Origin of the sequence: Ligilactobacillus sp. UO.C109 (assembly GCF_026847815.1) — a bacterium.
Lineage (GTDB): Bacteria > Bacillota > Bacilli > Lactobacillales > Lactobacillaceae > Ligilactobacillus > Ligilactobacillus salivarius.
This window is the reverse complement of record NZ_JAPSFH010000034.1, coordinates 12,160-31,995: the sequence shown is the minus strand read 5'-3', so window position 1 is coordinate 31,995 and position 19,836 is coordinate 12,160. Positions and strand designations below refer to the sequence as shown.

Genomic DNA, 19,836 nt, shown 5'->3' with positions numbered 1-19,836 from the left:
TAAAATTATAATTGCAATAAAAATAGACCTCTATATAGAGATCTATTTTCACAATTAATCTATAACTCTTTTTATATCATCTACAATTTGTTCAGGATTTAAATGATATCGATCATACAATTCTTCAACTGGAACCATATCAGTTAATTCCTTTTGAGCACCAAAGTTTAAAACTTTCATTTCAGAATTAGCATAGAAGTGATCTACCTTTTCTCCAAAGCCACCAACCATGCTTGCATCTTCAAGTGTTACAACTAATTCATGATCCTTCTTTAGATTATTTAAAGTTTCAACATCTAATGTTGTAGCAGAAATCGGATTAATCAATGTAGCATCAACATTCAAATCTTCTTTCAACTTTCTTTGAACATCTTCACCTAATTTATAGAATGCACCTAATCCTAAGATTGCTACTTTCTCTCCCTGGTTTGCTATACGATAATTTATCTCTGTATAATCATCGTCTGCTTCTCCATGTCGTACTTCAGTAATTGGTTCACGAATAACAACCGGTTTATCAGTTTGTGTTAATGCCCAACGTAACATTGAAATTAATTCTTCTGCATTTGTTGGAGCTAAATATTCCAAGTTAGGAATGCTAGAAATCATACCTATATCAAAAATTCCTTGATGTGTATTAGAGTTTTCAGTAATGTGCCCACCTTTTACTAGCATAACAACTGGATAACCATTTAATGCCATGTCATGTTCTAATTGATCGTATGCTCTTTGAAGGAATGTACTATTATGGAAGACTACTGGTCTTGCGCCATTAGCAGCTAATCCTGTTGCATATGTGATAGAATATTGTTCAGCAATATCAACATCATCATAATTATCAGGATATTTTTCCTTAAATGGTACTAAGTCAAATACACCTGGTATTGCAGCATTAATAGCCATAATTGGTTTACCATCATCAATTTGTCTACCTAACTCATCAAGAATTAATTTATTATATGATTCCCCTGTTGCCACATTTTTAGTTGAACCATCTTCAACATTAAATGGTACATGCCAATGGAATTCACGTTTTCTTTCTATTGCTGGTTGATATCCTTCACCCTTCAAAGTGTTGATATGAACAACAATAGGATGGTCAATATCTTTTACTTCTTCTAAAACAGAAATCATTGTTTCTAAATCATTTCCATTATCAACATAACGATAATCCAAGCCCATAGCCTTAAAGAGGTTATTAGAACTTTGTCCATTTGTTTCACGTAATTCGGCGAACATCTTATACATACCACCATTTACATCATCAATGGACATTTGATTATCATTGAAGATAATTATTAAGTTAGATTTAAGCTTAGCAGCATTATTTAACCCTTCTAAAGCTAAACCACCACTCATAGAGCCATCACCAATAACAGCCACAATATTTCCATTTTCATTCTTCATGTCTCTTGCTTTGGCCATTCCTGTAGCCAATGCAATAGATGTAGAAGTGTGACCAACTTTAAAGTAATCATGTTCACTTTCATCTTGATTACTATATCCTGTAACATCGCGATAATGATCTGGATCTAAAAATGCCTCTTTACGTCCAGTTAACATTTTATGAGGATATGATTGATGTGAAATATCCCACACTACCTTATCCTTAGGAGAGTCAAATACATAATGAAAAGCAATAGTTGTTTCAACGATGCCCAAATTAGGGCCAACATGTCCACCAATAGCGGCATCTTTTTCTACAACTAATTGTCTAATTTCAGTAGCTACTTTTTTTAAATCATCAATTGTTAAATTCTTTACATCTTTAGGACTATTAATTTGATTTAAAATATAATCTGGATGTTGATTCATTTAAAATTTCACCTCTCAATAATGATAAAAATATCATACACCTTAAAGTTAACTTTAAGTCAAGGAATAAGCATTATAAAAAAATCATTGACCACGTCTCCGACAGTCAATGATTTGGGGTTATTTAATATTTTTTACAAATGTACTTGTTATTGCTGCGATTAGAGCACATACTACTAAACCTACAAAGGCAACACTATATGAACCTGACAATTGAACTAACCATCCGATCAATAGTGGTCCTATAAATCCACCTAATTGACCACCGAAGTTTACAACTCCAATTGAAGATCCATAAGTCTTTTCATCTAAGATCTGAGCAACAAAACTAAAAATCCCTGTAAATGCTAGAGATTTTGTGAAATATACTAAAATCTCAAAAATAACAATCCATACTAGTGTAGTCGATTTATACATTCCAAACATAAATATTAGTGTTAGCAATGAAGAAATAAAGATCATCCAACGTTCACGTTTACGGAAAATATGAACCATTACAAAGCCACTAATAAATGCTGCAATACCACCAGCTATTACTGGCAATGGAACCAACCATGCTAAATTCTTTAAATTAATATGTTGAGCTTGTAAGAAATATATTGGCATCCAGGTCTCTAAACCTTTTGTAATAACATTTAATACTAAACCTATTATTACAAAGATCCATATTCTACTATCGATTTCACGCCAATTAATTTTTTTAGCAGTTGTTGTTTCCTTTTTAGATTTAATTGGTCGCTCAATTAAATAATATAGACCAACCAATATCAAGCCTAGAATTCCCAAAAAATAGAATGATACTCTCCAACCATGACTAGCAATAATTGGAACAATAATTAATGGAGCAATAGCTGCACCGGCATAGTTTGATGAAATTGTAACTGATGTAGCTTGTGAACGATCACTCTTATCATACTCTTCAGAAATTTGCTTTAGAGCTGCTGATGGATAAGGACCTTCAGCTAAACCAAATAAAAATCTGATCACAACTAATGTCATTAATGATGTAGCTAAGCCTGTAAAAGCAGTTAATAAAGACCATAGTATCAAAGATATTATAACCGTTTTTTTACTACCTAATATATCAGTGACTATACCTCCTGGAATTTGCATTAAGGTATATCCTAGAAAGAAGGCACTAGCTGTCGCACCCAATGCGGCTGGACTAATTTGAAATTCCTTTCCTATGTATGCCATAGAGATATTCATTACAGTTCTATCAGCAAATAGAAGCATGTAACCTATATATAGTAAGATCAATGAGACTATTGGTTTTATTGATTTTTTCATTAAATTCATTTCCTCTCACTTATAAAATAATTTATTGAAATTAACCAATAAACATTATAGCTCATTGCTATTAATAATAAAATGAATAATTATATTCTTATAAATCGAATGATTAGTATTTTAAAATACTGTAATTTCAAAATACGCATCGAAACTTTCTTTTCCATTTAATTTATTAGTTGCAAATTTCTCTTTAAAATTACCATCTGTATATACAGTATCTGCTAAACTCCACCAAGGTTCAATACATACAAATTGTCCTTTAGCTGGATAAGACGACCAAATTCCTGCAAACTTAGAAGTTGGAGTGAAAACTTCTACTCCGTAATTATTTTTAGTATTTTTCAAACTAAATTTTGTAGGTTCTTCACCCAAGTCATAAATAATTGCATCCTTAGCAAATACGTCATGACTAATTTCTAATCTGGATTCTCCATCAATAGTATTAATGTTATCAACTAATCCACCTTTTAAAGGCAAAACTTTTCGCGTTTTTTCCGGTGTAATTTCAAGATAATAATCATCATAAGCAGCTTCACCTAAAGGAACACTAAATGCTGGATGAGCTCCTAGTCCAAAAAACATTTCACTATCACTAGGATTTTCTACTTCATACCTTACAACTAAAGTTTCTTCTTTTAGTTCGTAGACTAAACGGAAAATAAATTCATAAGGATATTTTTCTAGTGTCTCTGTATTGGATTTTAATTCAAAACATACAGATTCCTTAGTAAGTTTTTTAACTTCAAAATCCATATCTCTAGCAAATCCATGTTGTCCCATACGATATTCTTTCCCATCAACAAACATTTTTCCATCTTTTAGTGCACCTTCAATTGGAAATAGTACCGGAGACTTTCTTCCCCAATATTTACTATCGCCACTCCAAAGATAGTTCATACCATTACTTTTATTAATTAAACTAGCTAATTCAGCACCATGTTCATTAATCGTAACAAATAATTTTTCATTTTCAATTTTTACAGCCATCTTTATTCCCCCTACTTTAAAATTCAAATTTATTATATCAAATTTATTTATACTTATGATTAAAATAAAAAATCTTAACTTCCATTTAAAGCTAAGATTTTTTTACTACATTATCATGTTTAACAGGTAATCTCATAATAAAACTAGTCAAATTTTTATTAGATTCTACATAAATATATCCATGATGCAATTCTATAATACTTTGAGCTATTGCCAATCCCAGTCCTGTCCCACCTGTTTCTTTAGAACGTGAACTTTCTACTCGATAAAATCGATCAAATACCTGTCGCAATGATTTTTCTGGAATAGGTTCTCCATCATTAGAAATCCTTATTTCTATTTCTTTTTCATCTACTTTTGTTAATTGCAAGTAAATGTTTTTACCATCACTACCATACTTCAAGGCATTCGTGATTAAATTATTAAATACTCGAGCAAGCTTTTCTGGATCAGCTTCAATTTTTACTGGACTATCGGGTAAAATTGTATTAATTTCCATACCCTTTTTATTTGCTTCCAATTCAAAACTAGCTCCTATTTGTTCTAGCATCGCATTCAATTCTAGAGATTGTATTTGTAATGGTGCATCAGTTTGACGTACTTTCGTATATTCAAATAAGTCATCCACCAATGATTTCATCTGCTTAGATTTTAAATATGCTGTATGCGTATATTTTAAAATATCTTCTTCAGATCGATATTGTTTATCTTCAATAAGACCCAAATATCCAATAATAGATGTCAGGGGTGTACGTATATCATGACTGACATTCGTTATTAATTCATCTTTAGAGCGTTCGATCTCTCTTTCATCTTCCATCGCTTTAATCGTACTATCAACAAGTGCATTGACACTTGCTACTACTCTTTGCATTTGTCCCTTTAATTGAAAAGGAATACGGTGATTAAAGTGACCATCTGCAATATAGTGGAGCTCATTAATGATATGTCTCAATTGCATTTGATGATATCGTCGAACTAATCTCCAATAAACTACGATAACATCAACTACCGCCATAAGTATAATGAATATCCAACCCCAACTCCATAATTGAATATGTGCATACTTAAAATCTAAGGAAGTTTTGATTAGGAATATTCCTGAAGCTAAATCAGGATTAGATACTAACAATTGATTCAAAATCACATAAAGCGACATATTTAACAGAATTAACAATATAATTGTTAAAATACCTTCGCCTAATAGCTCACTCTTTTCTCGACCAGTTATGTGAAATTTCACAGTTCTTTTCCCCTTTAGCTTACTAAATTAGTGTGACTCTATCTTATATCCAACACCCCAAACAGTTTGGATAACTTGTTCTCCATTAGTTGCATCTTCAATCTTATCACGCAAATGACTAACATGAACCATTACGGTCTTAGCTGATACAACAGATTCTTGTTGCCAAACTCTTTCAAAGATTTCATCAGCTGAGAAAACTCGATTAGGATGACTAGCAAGTAAGTGTAAAATTCCAAATTCTAGTGCAGTTAATTTGATTTCCTTACCTTCTAAAGTTTTTACCTCATGAGAATCTTTCTTTATAATGAGTGGCCCAATTTCGATTTGATCTGGTTCATTATTTTTAACATTATGTTCAGCTCTACGCAATAATGATTTTACACGTGCCATAACTTCCAAAGGATTAAATGGCTTTGTAACATAATCATCCGCACCTTGTACTAAACCTTGAATTTTATCCAAGTCATCCGTTTTAGCAGATAAAATTAATACTGGAATTTGTGATTCTTTTCTTACTTCACGAATTACTTCCATTCCATCCATTTGTGGCATCATCACATCTAAGATCATCAATGCAATGTCAGGATTCATGTTCAACTTAGACAAAGCTTCTTTACCATTATATGCTTTTTCTACTTCATATCCTTCATTTTCAACATATATACTTAATAATTCAACAATATCTTTATCATCATCAACAATTAAAATTTTCATTTTCTATCTCCTTAGGTATACTACTTAGATTATAGTGTACGATTTATAATACTATTGTATCAAAGTTAAGCGCTATCGCAACTGAAGTTTTCTATAAATATTCTTGATATTTTTTTGAAGTATGTCTTAAATAATTATTAAAGTAACAACCTAATTATTTATTTAGTATCAAGCTCATTAAATCGTCATCTTTTCGCTTAAATAGTACAACAGCTCGCTGCAATCTCCTCAATGCATCTTCAATTAAATCTGTTGAAGTTGCTATATTCATACGTAAGAATTGTTTTCCATTTCCATCAAATTTATCTCCAGCAGTTAAAATTAACCCTGTCTTTTTACGAATAAATTCCGTTAATTCTTGTGCATCAACATTTAATGATGATATATCCAACCAAAGAAAGTATGATGCTTCGTTTAAACTTGGTTTCACATCTGGAACATTATGCTCTAAAAAACGTTCAATGAAATTTCGATTTTCTCTTAGATATTCTTTCAATTCTTCAAGCCAAACTCTTCCTTTTGTATATGCTGCAATTGTTGCCGGAACTGCTAAACTATTAGCTTCATTAAGATGGAAACTTTTTATTGCGTTATCTACTTGCTCTTTCAACTCTTTATTTGGTGTTATTATTGTTGCAGTTTGAATTCCAGCAATATTAAATACTTTACTTGGTGAAACAGCTATAATCGTATTCTTTAATAATTTTTCGTCTAAACTAAATAATGGAGTATATTTCTTCTCAAATGTTATTTCCCCATGAATTTCATCACTAAAAATTTTAAAATCATACTTTAAACTTAATTTTAGTATCTTTTCCAAATCTTTTTGAGACCATATTTTTCCAACTGGACTATGCGGATTACAAAGAACAAATAGATTAGTCTTTTTTAATTTATCTTCTAAATCTAGCCAATTAATGTCATAATTGCGTTTTTCTTTATCGTAAATAAGTTCACTTACTAGTACTTTTTGTTTTCCTTCTCCAACTTTCTTAAATTTATCAAATCCTGGAGTTAAAACTGTTATTACACTATCTTCACTCATTAAATTAGTAATAATAGCTGATAAAGTAGCTACTACTCCTTGAGAAAAAGACATCCAGGAAATATCAAGGGTACAATTATGCATTTCTTTATACCATTTAGCTACACTTGCATAATATTCGTGCGGAATATATTCGTATCCAAAATTCTTATTTTCTATTCTTTTGTGTAATTCAGTAATTATTTCAGGTGCTACTTCAAAATCCATATCACCAAGTGTCATTGGTAATTCGCTATCATTAACATGCCACTTAAGTGAATTCTGAAATTTTTCCACCTTATCAAAATTGTACATTCTACTACCTCTCAATTTTACTCTATTATTTCATCAAAAACTTTTCCTATACTATCATGGATTAATAAATCTGCATATCTGTCATAAGGTGTCTTACTTTTATTAATTAAAATTAGTTTATTCCCATCATAATAATTAACAAAACTTGCAGCTGGATAAACATTTAGAGAAGTTCCACCTACAATTAACATGTCAGCTTTTTTTATTGCTTTAATACTATTATTGATAATTTCTTCATCTAATCCTTCTTCATATAAAACAACATCTGGTTTGATTATCCCACCACACTCTTTACATTGTGGTACACCCTTACTTTCTGTAATTGTACTTAATGGGTAAAATTTGCCACATTTCATACAATAATTTCTATGAATTGATCCATGCAATTCGTAAACAGTCTTACTTCCTGCTAATTGATGTAGTCCATCTATATTTTGAGTAACGATGGCTTTTAACTTACCTTGTTCCTCTAATTTAGCTAATCCTAAATGTGCTAAATTAGGCTTAGCACTTTCATATATCATAGTAGAACGATAAAAATCATAAAATTTTTCTGGATTTTTCATAAAAAATGAATGCGATAAAATTTGCTCTGGAGGATAACCAAAATTCTTTACTGTATTATAAATCCCTTGTTCACTTCTAAAATCTGGAATTCCACTTTCAGTAGATACTCCTGCTCCACCAAAAAAGACAATGTTGCTACTCTCTGAAACTAATTTTTTTAATTTTAGTATATTTTCATCCATGAAAATCCCTCCATTCTATAATATATCTACATCTTATTTTACCCTATATGTAAAAAAAAAGAACCCAGACTTCGTCTGAGTTCTTTATCTTAATTTACTAAGAATTATTCAGCGTTACCGCCATTTTTCTTAATAATTTCATCTTGGATGCTCTTTGGAACTGGTTCGTAGTGATCCATTGTCATTGTAAATGTACCACGACCTTGTGTTGCGGAACGTAATACAGTTGCGTAACCGAACATTTCAGCCAATGGAACAAATGCGTTAACAACTTGTGCGTTACCACGTGCTTCCATACCTTCAACACGTCCACGACGAGCTGTAACATGACCCATAACATCACCTAAGTTATCTTCTGGTGCAATGATTTCAACCTTCATAATTGGTTCAAGAATTACAGCACCACCCTTAGGAGCAGCGTTACGCAATGCTAAGGATGCAGCAACCTTAAATGCAGCTTCACTGGAGTCAACATCGTGGTAACTACCATCATATAACTTAGCCTTAACGTCGATTAATGGGTAACCAGCCAATACACCGTTTTGCATAGCTTCCTTCAAACCTTGTTCTACTGAAGGAATGTATTCACGAGGAACTACACCACCAACGATAGCATCTTCAAATTCGAAACCTTTACCTTCTTCATTTGGTGTAAATTCAATCCAAACGTCACCGTATTGACCTTTACCACCAGATTGACGAACAAACTTACCTTGTGCAGATACTTGTTTTGTAAATGTTTCACGGTAAGCAACTTGAGGTTCACCAACAGTAGCTTCAACGTTAAATTCACGCTTCATACGATCAACGATGATATCCAAGTGCAATTCACCCATTCCGGCGATCAATGTTTCACCTGTTTCAGGGTTTGTTTCAGCCTTGAATGTAGGATCTTCTTCAGCAAGTTTTTGTAAAGCAACGTCCATCTTATCTTGGTCTGCTTTTGATTTAGGTTCAACAGAAACTTGGATAACTGGATCTGGGAATTCCATAGATTCAAGAATCAATGGTGTCTTAGGATCTGTTAAGGAGTCACCTGTTGTTGTGTTCTTCAAACCAATAGCAGCAGCGATATCACCAGAGAATACTTCTGGAATTTCGTTACGGTGGTTAGAGTGCATTTGTAGTAAACGACCTACACGTTCACGTTTACCCTTTGTAGCGTTCAATACGTATGAACCAGCTTCAAGAGTACCACGGTAAACACGGAAGAATGTTAAACGACCTACGAATGGGTCTGTAGCAATCTTAAATGCTAAACCTGCGAATGGAGCAGAGTCGTCAGCTTTCAATTCAATTTCTTCACCTGTTTCAGGATCTGTTGCCTTGTATGGCTTAACATCTAATGGAGATGGTAAGTAATCATTAACACCATCTAACATCATTTGAACACCTTTGTTCTTGAAAGCAGAACCTGCAAATACAGGGAATACGTCTAAGTTCAATGTAGCTTGACGAATTGCAGCACGAATTTCATCGTTGCTGATTTCTTCACCTTCAAGATACTTGTCCATGATATCTTCATTAACGTCAGCTAAAGCTTCGATCATTTCATCACGACGAGCTTGTGCATCTTCTTTGTATTCATCTGGAACATCAACTGTATCCCATTTTGAACCTAATTCGTCTTCATCATACAAATCAGCCTTCATTTCGATTAAGTCGATAACACCTTCAAAGCTATCTTCTGCACCGATAGGCATTTGTACAGGCAATGGATTTGCTTGTAAACGATCTTTAATTGTACTTACAGAGTAATCAAAGTTAGCACCAATCTTATCCATCTTGTTAACAAAAACAATACGAGGAACACCGTATGTTGTAGCTTGACGCCAAACGTTTTCTGTTTGTGGTTCTACACCAGATTGAGCATCTAAAACAACTACCGCACCATCAAGAACACGTAATGAACGTTCTACTTCAACTGTAAAGTCAACGTGTCCTGGGGTATCGATAATGTTAATACGGTTTTCTTTCCATTGAGCTGTTGTAGCAGCAGATGTGATTGTAATACCACGTTCTTGTTCTTGTTCCATCCAGTCCATTTGGGAAGCACCATCGTGTGTTTCACCAATTTTGTGAATCTTACCTGTGTAGTACAAGATACGTTCAGTTGTTGTTGTCTTACCAGCGTCGATATGAGCAACAATACCGATATTACGTGTTTTTTCCAATGGGAATTCACGTTTGTTTGCCATTGAGAATTTCTCTCCTTCCAAAATTAAAAATTATAACTAATCGAATTAATAAGTAAACCTTCAAAAAAATGACTATTATAGGCTTTACTAAACAAACCATATAACAGCCATTTGTGAAAATTACCAGCGATAATGTGCGAATGCACGGTTAGCGTCAGCCATCTTATGTGTATCTTCACGTTTCTTAACAGCTGCACCTGTATTGTTTGCTGCGTCCATGATTTCTTTAGCTAAACGTTCGGACATTGTGTGTTCACCACGAAGACGTGAGTATTGAACTAACCAACGTAAACCTAAAGTTGTACGACGATCTGGACGAACTTCAATAGGAACTTGGTAGTTAGAACCACCAACACGACGTGCCTTAACTTCAAGTACAGGCATGATGTTCTTCATTGCTTCTTCAAAAACATCCAATGGTTCATTTCCTGTTTGTTCCTTAATAATATCAAATGCTTGGTATAAAATCTTTGATGCAGTCCCACGCTTACCATCTAACATCAAACGGTTGATTAAGCGAGTAACCAATTTTGAGTTATAAATTGGATCTGGGAGCACTTCGCGTTTTGCAACGGCACCTTTTCTTGGCATTTAAAATAACCTCCTCAAATACTAGTTACTAAAATTATTTCTTAGGCTTCTTAGCACCGTACTTAGAACGGCTTTGCATACGGCCTTCAACACCTGCTGTATCTAAAGCACCACGAACGATATGGTAACGAACACCAGGTAAGTCTTTTACACGACCACCACGAATAAGAACAACACTATGTTCTTGTAAGTTGTGTCCGATACCCGGAATATAAGCTGTAACTTCAATTAAGTTAGATAAACGAACACGAGCATACTTACGTAAAGCTGAGTTAGGCTTCTTAGGTGTCATTGTACCAACACGAGTTGCAACACCACGTTTTTGTGGAGCTGAGTTGTTTGTTTGTACTTTCTTATAACTATTGTACCCAAAGTTTAAAGCTGGGGAATTAGATTTTGAACCTTTAGATTTACGACCTTTACGAATTAATTGGTTAATTGTAGGCATCTCTAAAGCTTCCTCCTTCCTTATTTTAAGAATATTAATTAAGTACACACATCCAGGAGTTTCTTTTTTGAGTTTAAAAAAATAACGCCTCAATGTACGTCAGAATAAATGTGCTAACCTGCTCACAGCCAGCACGATCTTGAGATAACTCAAGAGAACTGTTCACATAAAGCACCTTTAATAGAATATCACGCTTAATACACTGATGTCAATTTAATTTTTATATTTTTTGTGCTAATTTTATTTATTTTCAGCGTAATTTATAATTAAGAGGTGAAATTATTATGATTTACATATTTTTTCTATTATTTATACTAGGAACTTGCTCAGGTTCATTTATTTCGTGCGTTGCTTACCGATATAAATTAGGAATAAGCATTATATATCCTAGGTCTTTCTGCGATAACTGCTCACAAACTTTGCAGCATTGGCAATTGATACCTATTATTGGCTTTATACTTCAAAAAGGAAAATGTCATTTCTGTAAGCAAAAAATTCCTTTAAGTAGTACTGTTATTGAATTAGCTATTGGTGTCATATTTATTTTTAATACGATCATAATAGCGAATACTAATTTAATTTTTACATCATTACTAGTAGTCTGGCTTACTTTAATCTCTTTAGAAGATTATTACACATTGAGCGTTGATTCAATTACTCTTGAATATGGAGGATTAATATTGCTCATTTTTAGATTTCATACCGTAATTACTAATCTAAAAGCTAATTCCCTCATAATCATTCTTTTCACAATTATTTTAATCAGTTGTAATCTTCTAAATAAATTTGGTACTGCAGATACTATCTTGATTGTTTTTAGTTTTTTATTACTAGGATTTTACAATACTCTAGTAGTAATTCTTTTATCATGTATTTTAGGAATTATTTCATATTTAATCAAAAGGGATTTTTCTGCTTCTCACCCCTTTATTCCATATTTAAGTTTGAGTATTTTAATTATTTTTTATGCAACAAATATATTTAAAATTCCAATAATATAAAAAAAATCAGGTAGAAAATCTACCTGATTTTTTTACTTCTATATTCTAGTTTGAAGATTCAACATTATTTTGTTGTTCATTAATCTTTTCTTCTAATTCAGAGATTGAATAAACACCATCTGTTACATTGCTATTAACAACTTCTGGTTCGATATCATGATACTTCTTCATACCTGTACCTGCAGGAATTGTCTTACCAATAATAACATTTTCTTTCAAACCAACAAGTGGATCGTTCTTACCGCGAATTGCAGCATCTGTCAATACACGTGTTGTTTCTTGGAATGAAGCAGCAGATAAGAAACTGTTTGTTTCAAGAGCAGCTTTAGTAATACCAAGAAGAACTGGACGTGCAGTAGCAGGAATTCTACCTTCAATGATTGCACTTGTATTGCGATCTTTGAATTGGCTAATATCCAATAGAGTTCCTGGAAGCATATCTGTATCACCTGGATCCATAATACGTACTTTACGTAACATTTGACGAGTCATGATTTCAATATGCTTATCTGAAATATCTACACCTTGCATACGGTATACTTTTTGAACTTCACGTAAAATGTAGTTTTCTGTAGATAAAACATCACGAACCTTGATAAGTTCTTTAGGATCAATAGAACCTACAGTCAATGCATCACCACGATGAACTTGATCGCCTTCCTTAACTTTAAGAACGGAAGTAAATGGCAAGCTATATGTTCTAGTATCTGTTTCACCTTTAACAGTAACTTCTTTTGTACGTTCAGCAGGATTTTCTTCAACTGTATCAACAACACCAGTAACTTCTGTAATTACTGCACGACCTTTAGGATTACGTGCTTCAAATAATTCTTGAACACGAGGAAGACCTTGAGTAATATCGTCGCCACCAGCAACCCCACCTTGGTGGAAGTTTCTCATTGTTAACTGTGTACCTGGTTCACCAATTGATTGAGCAGCAACGGTACCTACTGCTTCACCAACTTCAACTTCATCACCAGTAGCTAAGTTACGTCCATAACAACGTTCACAAACACCGTGACGTGTGTTACATGTGAATGCAGAACGAATAGTAACTTTTTGTACACCAGCATCAACAATCTTACGAGCTTCGGATTCTTCTACTAATACATTAGCAGGAACAATAATTTCACCAGTATTAGGATCTTTAACTTCTTTCATAGTATAACGACCCAAAATACGATCATATAATGGTTCAATCATTTCATTACCTTCAGTAATAGCAGTAACATCCAAACCTCTATCTGTATGACAGTCTTCTTCACGAATGATAACATCTTGAGCAACGTCTACTAAACGACGAGTCAAGTAACCAGAGTTAGCTGTCTTCAAAGCAGTATCCGTCATACCTTTACGAGCACCGTGAGAGGACAAGAACATTTCCAAAACAGAAAGACCTTCACGGAAGTTTGAAATAACAGGCAATTCCATTGTCTTACCGTTAGGAGCAGCCATCAAACCACGCATACCAGATAACTGTGTAAAGTTAGAAATATTACCACGAGCACCTGAATCACTCATCATTTGAATTGGGTTAGATGGATCCATGTTTTCAACCAATTTAGCTTGAATATCATCTTTTGCTTTGTTCCAGATAGAGATAACACGATTGTATCGTTCTTCATCTGTAATCAAACCACGACGGAATTGCTTAGCAACAGTTGCAACATTCTTATGTGCTTGTTCAATAATTTCTGGCTTTTCTTTCAAAACAGTAACGTCAGCGATACCAACAGTTAAACCTGACTTAGTAGATTCGTAATAACCTAAATCTTTCATACGGTCAAGTAATTCTGCAGTTGCAGTTACTTTATACTCTTTATAAACTTGAGCGATAATATCTGATAAGAATCCAGATTTAAATGGTCCTACTAAAGGTTGATTCTTAATGAATTCCTTAATATCTGTTCCCGGTTCTACAAAGTACTTATCAGGAGTCATTCCTGTTAAGTTTTCTTGTGTAGGTTCATTTAAGAATGGGAAATCAGCAGGTAGAATTTCATTAAAGATTGCTTTACCAGCTGTAGTTATTAAAATACGTTCTTTTTGCCAATCAGTAAATGGTGTACCTAACTTAGCTAATGAAGAAGCTTGCAAACCAATTCTTGTATGCAAATGTACATACCCGTTTTGGTAAGCTGTTCTTACTTCGTTAACATCCTTAAATACCATACCTTCGCCTTCACGACCAGCTTCTTCAAGTGTGATGTAGTAATTACCGATTGTCATATCTTGAGATGGTGAAATGATTGGTTTACCATCTTTTGGAGCTAAGATATGATGAGCAGCTAACATCAATAAACGAGCTTCAGCTTGAGCTTCATCTGATAAAGGAACGTGAATAGCCATTTGGTCCCCGTCAAAGTCGGCATTGTAAGCTTCACAAGCCAATGGATGGAGACGCATAGCTTTACCGTTAACCAATACTGGTTCGAAAGCTTGGATACCTAAACGGTGAAGCGTAGGAGCACGGTTTAGTAGAACTGGGTGTTCTTTGATAACATCATCTAAAACATCCCAAATATCTTCATCGCGGCGTTCAATCTTACGCTTAGCATTCTTAATGTTAGATGCCATTTCACGCTTAACCAATTCTCTCATCATGAATGGTTTGAACAATTCCAAAGCCATTTCATGAGGAATACCCATTTGGTTTAACTTCAACTTAGGACCTACATCAATAACTGAACGACCAGAATAGTCAACACGCTTACCAAGTAAGTTTTGACGGAAACGACCTTGCTTACCTTTCAACATGTGTGACAATGACTTAAGTGGACGGTTACCAGGACCAGTAACTGGGCGACCACGACGACCGTTATCAATTAAAGCATCAACAGCTTCTTGCAACATACGCTTTTCGTTTTGAACAATAATTCCAGGAGCATTCAAATCTAATAAACGCTTCAAACGATTGTTACGGTTGATAACTCGACGATATAAATCATTCAAGTCAGAAGTTGCAAAGCGTCCACCTTCTAATTGAACCATTGGACGAAGATCAGGTGGAATAACTGGGATTGCATCCATAACCATCCAATCAGGACGATTTCCAGAGTTCAAAAATGCTTCTAAAATATCTAAGCGACGAACTGCACGAGTACGTTTTTGACCTGTAGCTTCGCGTAATTCTTCTTTTAATTCAGCACATTCTTTTTCAAGATCTACATCTCTTAGTAAAGTTCTAATAGCTTCAGCACCCATTGCTGCCTTAAAGCCATCACCATATTCTTCACGTTTTTCACGATATTCGCCTTCAGTTAAGAGTTGTTTCTTTTCAAGTGCTGTATCACCTGCATCTGTAACTACATAAGATGCAAAGTAGATAATTTCTTCCAATGCACGTGGACTCATATCTAAGACAAGACCCATACGACTTGGAATACCTTTAAAGTACCAAATATGTGTAACAGGAGCTGCTAATTCGATATGACCCATACGTTCACGACGTACTTTTGAACGAGTAACTTCAACCCCACAGCGATCACAAACAACACCTTTATAACGGATACGTTTGTACTTACCACAGGCACATTCCCAGTCCTTAGTAGGTCCAAAAATACGTTCATCAAACAAGCCATCTTTTTCTGGTTTCAATGTACGGTAGTTAATAGTTTCAGGTTTCTTTACTTCACCATAAGACCAACTACGGATCTTATCGGAAGAAGCAAGACCGATCTGCATACTATCGAATTTATTGACATCGATCAAAGGACCGACCTCCCTTTCTTATAATTGTCTATTCTGTCTTAGTTTCTTCTTTTTCAGCAGTTTCTTGTTCTGCTTCTTTAGCTTTCTTTTCTTCTTGTTCCTTTGCGAATTTCTTCAATGCATCAACGTTAACAATATCATCGTCTTCGTCATCCATATCACGTAATTCAATTTCATTCTTATCAGCATCAAGAACTTTCATATCCATACCTAATGCTTGTAATTCTTTAACAAGAACACGGAATGATTCAGGAACACCTGGTTTTGGAATTGGTTCGCCCTTAACGATAGCTTCATAAGTCTTAACACGTCCAACAACATCATCAGATTTGTAAGTCAAAATTTCTTGCAGTGTGTAAGCAGCACCATAAGCTTCTAATGCCCAAACTTCCATTTCACCAAAACGTTGTCCACCAAATTGTGCCTTACCACCAAGTGGTTGTTGTGTAACTAATGAGTAAGGTCCAATTGAACGAGCATGAATCTTATCGTCAACCATATGTGCAAGTTTAAGGTAGTACATAACACCAACTGCTATACGGTTATCGAATGCTTCACCTGTACGTCCATCATATAAAACAGTCTTACCATCGCCAGGTAATCCAGCTTCTTGTAATGCACTCCAAATATCTTCATCACGAGCACCATCGAAAACTGGTGAAGCTACGTGAATACCTAATTTACGAGCAGCCATACCTAAGTGAAGATCCAAAACTTGTCCGATGTTCATACGGGAAGGCACACCCATTGGAGAAAGCATGATATCGATTGGAGTACCATCAGGCATAAATGGCATATCTTCTTCTGGAATAACAACAGAAACAGTACCTTTATTACCGTGACGTCCAGCCATCTTATCCCCAACTTGTAACTTACGTTTTTGAGCAATGTAAACACGAACCATCATATTTACACCTGGGGATAATTCATCTCCACCTTCACGAGTAAAGATTTTAACGTCTTGAACAATACCACCTGCACCGTGAGGAACACGTAATGATGTATCACGAACTTCACGTGCTTTTTCACCGAAGATAGCATGTAACAATCTTTCTTCTGCAGATAATTCTGTTACACCTTTAGGAGTTACTTTACCAACTAAAATATCTCCATCTTTTACTTCAGCACCAATACGGATAATACCAAATTCGTCAAGGTTCTTAAGAGCATCTTCACCAACATTAGGAATTTCACGTGTGATTTCTTCAGGTCCTAATTTAGTATCACGAGCTTCAGATTCATGTTCTTCAATATGAATAGATGTATAAACATCTTCTTTAACTAAACGTTCGTTAATTGCGATAGCATCTTCGAAGTTATAACCATCCCATGTCATAAATGCAATCAATGGATTTTGACCTAAAGCCAATTCTCCATTTTCCATAGCTGGTCCGTCAGCTAATACTTCATCAGCATCTACTCTGTCTCCAACACGTACAATTGGTGTTTGGTTATAGTTCTTACCACCATTAGAACGATGGAATTTCATCAATTTATACTTGTCCAAAGAACCATCGTCACGGCGAACTCTAATTTCACGAGCATCTACATATTCAACTGTACCTTCATGTTCAGAAATCAATGCTACCCCAGAGTCATGTGCAGCTTTGTATTCAATACCTGTACCAACTAATGGTGCATGCGGCTTAATCAAAGGAACAGCCTGACGTTGCATGTTAGCACCCATCAAAGCACGGTTAGAGTCATCGTTTTCCAAGAAAGGAATACATGCTGTAGCAACAGCAACTACTTGTTTAGGTGAAACGTCCATGTAGTCAACTTTTTCAGTTGAAATTTCAACGTCATCATCTTTCTTACGAGCCATAACTACATCATCAACAAAGGAACCATCATCATTTAATGGTGAGTTAGCTTGTGCGATAACGTAATTATCTTCTTCATCAGCTGTTAAGTAGTCAATTTTATCTGTAACTTTATGTGTTTTCCAAGATACACGACGATATGGTGTTTCAACAAAACCATACTTATTAATACGAGCATAAGAAGATAAACTGTTGATCAAACCAATGTTAGGACCTTCAGGAGTTTCGATAGGACACATACGACCATAGTGTGTATAGTGAACATCACGAACTTCGTATCCAGCACGGTCACGAGTCAAACCACCAGGTCCCAAAGCAGAGAAACGACGTTTATGAGACAATTCACCCAATGGATTAGTTTGGTCCATGAATTGGGACAATTGAGAACTTCCGAAGAATTCTTTAATTGAAGCAACAACTGGACGAATATTAATCAATTGTTGTGGTGTAACAGTTGATGTATCTTGAATTGACATACGTTCACGTACAACACGTTCCATACGTGATAAACCAATTCTAAATTGGTTTTGTAATAATTCACCTACAGAGCGAGTACGACGGTTACCCAAGTGGTCAATATCATCTGTTGAACCCATACCTTCTTGTAAATTGAAGAAGTAGTTCATGGAAGCTACTATATCAGCTGGTGTAATGTGCTTGAATTGGATATCAACATTTGCATTACCAATAACATTTACTACCTTTTCTGGATCCTTTGGTGAATATACTTTCACAATTTGAAGAGTCATTGGTTCTTGAACAACACCTTCTTCAGATGGATGGAAAGTAAATGTCTTGAAGTCATCTCTTGCTAAGTATGGAGCTAATTTATCCATAACTTGCTTATCAATAACTTCATCCTTATTTACAATAATTTCGCCTGTATCAGGATCAGCTAATGTTTCTGCAACAGTTAAATTCAATAAGCGTGTCTTTAAATCTAACTTCTTGTTAATCTTATAACGACCAACAGGTGCTAAATCATAGCGCTTTGGATCAAAGAAACGAGCTGTTAACAAACTACGTGATGAATCAGCAGTCTTTGGTTCACCTGGACGTAGACGTTCATAAATATCTTTCAAAGATTCTTCTACACGAGAATCATCCATATTCTTATGTACATCTTTTTCCAAAGTAAGCATCAAGCTATCGCTATTAGATCCTAAAATTTCTACAATTTCATTATCAGAACCGTATCCCAAAGCACGGATAAGTTCTGTTAATGGAATTTTACGAGTACGATCAATACGTACATATGCTACATTCTTTGCATCTGTTTCATATTCTAACCAAGCCCCACGATTAGGAATTACAGTTGTACCGTAGTTAGTACGACCATTCTTATCTAATTCGGAGTTGAAGTATACACCTGGAGAACGAACTAATTGTGAAACAATAACACGTTCTGCCCCGTTAATAATGAATGTACCTTGCTTAGTCATCAATGGGAAATCGCCAAAGAATACATCTTGTGACTTAATTTCACCAGTTTCATGGTTGATTAAGCGTAAAGTAACATGTAATGGTGCTGAATAATTAGCATCATGTTGACGTGCTTCTTCAACTGTATACTTTGGTTCTAAAAGTTGATAATCTACAAATTCAAGTGATAATTTACCTTGAAAATCTTCAATTGGCATAATGTCATCAAACATTTCACGAAGACCTTCATCTAAAAACCACTTGTAAGAATCAGTTTGAACTTCAATCAAGTTAGGTAGATCAAGAACTTCTTTAATTCGCGAGTAACTTCTACGTACACGGTGTTTACCGTATTTTACTAAGTGTCCTGCCAAGTTGTTCACCTCTCAAAAAATTTGCTGTGACTCGATTAATTTATTACAATTTTATTACAATTTTATTACAATTTTTATTTTTACCGGTTTTTTGGCAAAAAAAAGCAAAAACAGACAGAGACAAA

Annotated in this window: 13 protein-coding genes; 1 reads left to right on the top strand and 12 read right to left on the bottom strand. The window is 34.5% G+C overall.

Features of this window, described 5'->3' with window-relative positions:
- Positions 1–54: 54 nt before the first annotated feature.
- The 10 genes from OZJ21_RS08850 to rpsL form a co-directional block, all read right to left on the bottom strand.
- Positions 55–1,815 carry a 1-deoxy-D-xylulose-5-phosphate synthase gene (locus OZJ21_RS08850; RefSeq protein WP_268857695.1) on the bottom strand — a complete coding sequence of 587 codons (1,761 nt, stop codon included), beginning with the start codon at positions 1,813–1,815 and terminating at the stop codon, positions 55–57.
- Positions 1,816–1,935: 120 nt separating this feature from the next.
- Positions 1,936–3,105 (bottom strand): MFS transporter, encoded by a 1,170-nt coding sequence (locus tag OZJ21_RS08845; RefSeq protein ID WP_201898505.1) that lies wholly within the window; start codon positions 3,103–3,105, stop codon positions 1,936–1,938.
- Between the two features lie 120 nt (positions 3,106–3,225).
- A complete protein-coding gene (locus OZJ21_RS08840; RefSeq protein WP_201898506.1) occupies positions 3,226–4,095 on the bottom strand; it encodes an aldose 1-epimerase family protein in 870 nt (289 codons plus the stop codon).
- A 91-nt stretch (positions 4,096–4,186) separates the two neighbouring features.
- A complete protein-coding gene (locus OZJ21_RS08835) occupies positions 4,187–5,338 on the bottom strand; it encodes a sensor histidine kinase (protein WP_098034777.1) in 1,152 nt (383 codons plus the stop codon).
- A gap of 27 nt (positions 5,339–5,365) precedes the next feature.
- Positions 5,366–6,055 (bottom strand): response regulator transcription factor, encoded by a 690-nt coding sequence (locus OZJ21_RS08830; protein ID WP_003699697.1) that lies wholly within the window; start codon positions 6,053–6,055, stop codon positions 5,366–5,368.
- Between the two features lie 154 nt (positions 6,056–6,209).
- Positions 6,210–7,394, bottom strand: coding sequence for a MalY/PatB family protein (locus OZJ21_RS08825; RefSeq protein ID WP_201898507.1), 1,185 nt, complete (start codon positions 7,392–7,394; stop codon positions 6,210–6,212).
- Positions 7,395–7,411: 17 nt separating this feature from the next.
- A complete protein-coding gene (locus OZJ21_RS08820; protein ID WP_201898508.1) occupies positions 7,412–8,143 on the bottom strand; it encodes an NAD-dependent protein deacylase in 732 nt (243 codons plus the stop codon).
- A 104-nt stretch (positions 8,144–8,247) separates the two neighbouring features.
- Complete coding sequence (gene fusA / locus OZJ21_RS08815) at positions 8,248–10,341, bottom strand: elongation factor G (protein ID WP_011475578.1); 2,094 nt, start codon at positions 10,339–10,341, stop codon at positions 8,248–8,250.
- A gap of 120 nt (positions 10,342–10,461) precedes the next feature.
- Positions 10,462–10,932 carry a 30S ribosomal protein S7 gene (gene rpsG / locus OZJ21_RS08810; RefSeq protein ID WP_003699701.1) on the bottom strand — a complete coding sequence of 157 codons (471 nt, stop codon included), beginning with the start codon at positions 10,930–10,932 and terminating at the stop codon, positions 10,462–10,464.
- A gap of 34 nt (positions 10,933–10,966) precedes the next feature.
- A complete protein-coding gene (rpsL, locus tag OZJ21_RS08805; RefSeq protein WP_003703807.1) occupies positions 10,967–11,380 on the bottom strand; it encodes a 30S ribosomal protein S12 in 414 nt (137 codons plus the stop codon).
- A gap of 284 nt (positions 11,381–11,664) precedes the next feature.
- On the opposite strand from rpsL, the gene OZJ21_RS08800 reads away from it, so the two are divergent.
- The gene (locus OZJ21_RS08800) at positions 11,665–12,381 is read left to right on the top strand and encodes a prepilin peptidase (protein WP_081533569.1); all 717 of its coding nucleotides are present in this window, start codon (positions 11,665–11,667) and stop codon (positions 12,379–12,381) included.
- 45 nt (positions 12,382–12,426) lie between these two features.
- Here OZJ21_RS08800 and rpoC read toward each other — a convergent pair whose 3' ends face one another.
- Together rpoC and rpoB are read right to left on the bottom strand one after the other, a co-directional pair.
- Positions 12,427–16,092 carry a DNA-directed RNA polymerase subunit beta' gene (gene rpoC, locus OZJ21_RS08795; RefSeq protein WP_003701972.1) on the bottom strand — a complete coding sequence of 1,222 codons (3,666 nt, stop codon included), beginning with the start codon at positions 16,090–16,092 and terminating at the stop codon, positions 12,427–12,429.
- 28 nt (positions 16,093–16,120) lie between these two features.
- Positions 16,121–19,720 (bottom strand): DNA-directed RNA polymerase subunit beta, encoded by a 3,600-nt coding sequence (gene rpoB, locus OZJ21_RS08790; RefSeq protein ID WP_003707088.1) that lies wholly within the window; start codon positions 19,718–19,720, stop codon positions 16,121–16,123.
- Positions 19,721–19,836 lie beyond the last annotated feature (116 nt).

Excerpts from the sequence above, each read along its gene's own strand:
- OZJ21_RS08850 (WP_268857695.1), bottom strand. The coding sequence starts at position 1,815 with ATGAATCAACATCCAGATTATATTTTAAATCAAATTAATAGTCCTAAA.
- OZJ21_RS08845 (WP_201898505.1), bottom strand. The coding sequence starts at position 3,105 with ATGAAAAAATCAATAAAACCAATAGTCTCATTGATCTTACTATATATA.
- OZJ21_RS08840 (WP_201898506.1), bottom strand. The coding sequence starts at position 4,095 with ATGGCTGTAAAAATTGAAAATGAAAAATTATTTGTTACGATTAATGAA.
- OZJ21_RS08830 (WP_003699697.1), bottom strand. The coding sequence starts at position 6,055 with ATGAAAATTTTAATTGTTGATGATGATAAAGATATTGTTGAATTATTA.
- OZJ21_RS08825 (WP_201898507.1), bottom strand. The coding sequence starts at position 7,394 with ATGTACAATTTTGATAAGGTGGAAAAATTTCAGAATTCACTTAAGTGG.
- OZJ21_RS08820 (WP_201898508.1), bottom strand. The coding sequence starts at position 8,143 with ATGGATGAAAATATACTAAAATTAAAAAAATTAGTTTCAGAGAGTAGC.
- fusA (WP_011475578.1), bottom strand. The coding sequence starts at position 10,341 with ATGGCAAACAAACGTGAATTCCCATTGGAAAAAACACGTAATATCGGT.
- rpsG (WP_003699701.1), bottom strand. The coding sequence starts at position 10,932 with ATGCCAAGAAAAGGTGCCGTTGCAAAACGCGAAGTGCTCCCAGATCCA.
- rpsL (WP_003703807.1), bottom strand. The coding sequence starts at position 11,380 with ATGCCTACAATTAACCAATTAATTCGTAAAGGTCGTAAATCTAAAGGT.
- OZJ21_RS08800 (WP_081533569.1), top strand. The coding sequence starts at position 11,665 with ATGATTTACATATTTTTTCTATTATTTATACTAGGAACTTGCTCAGGT.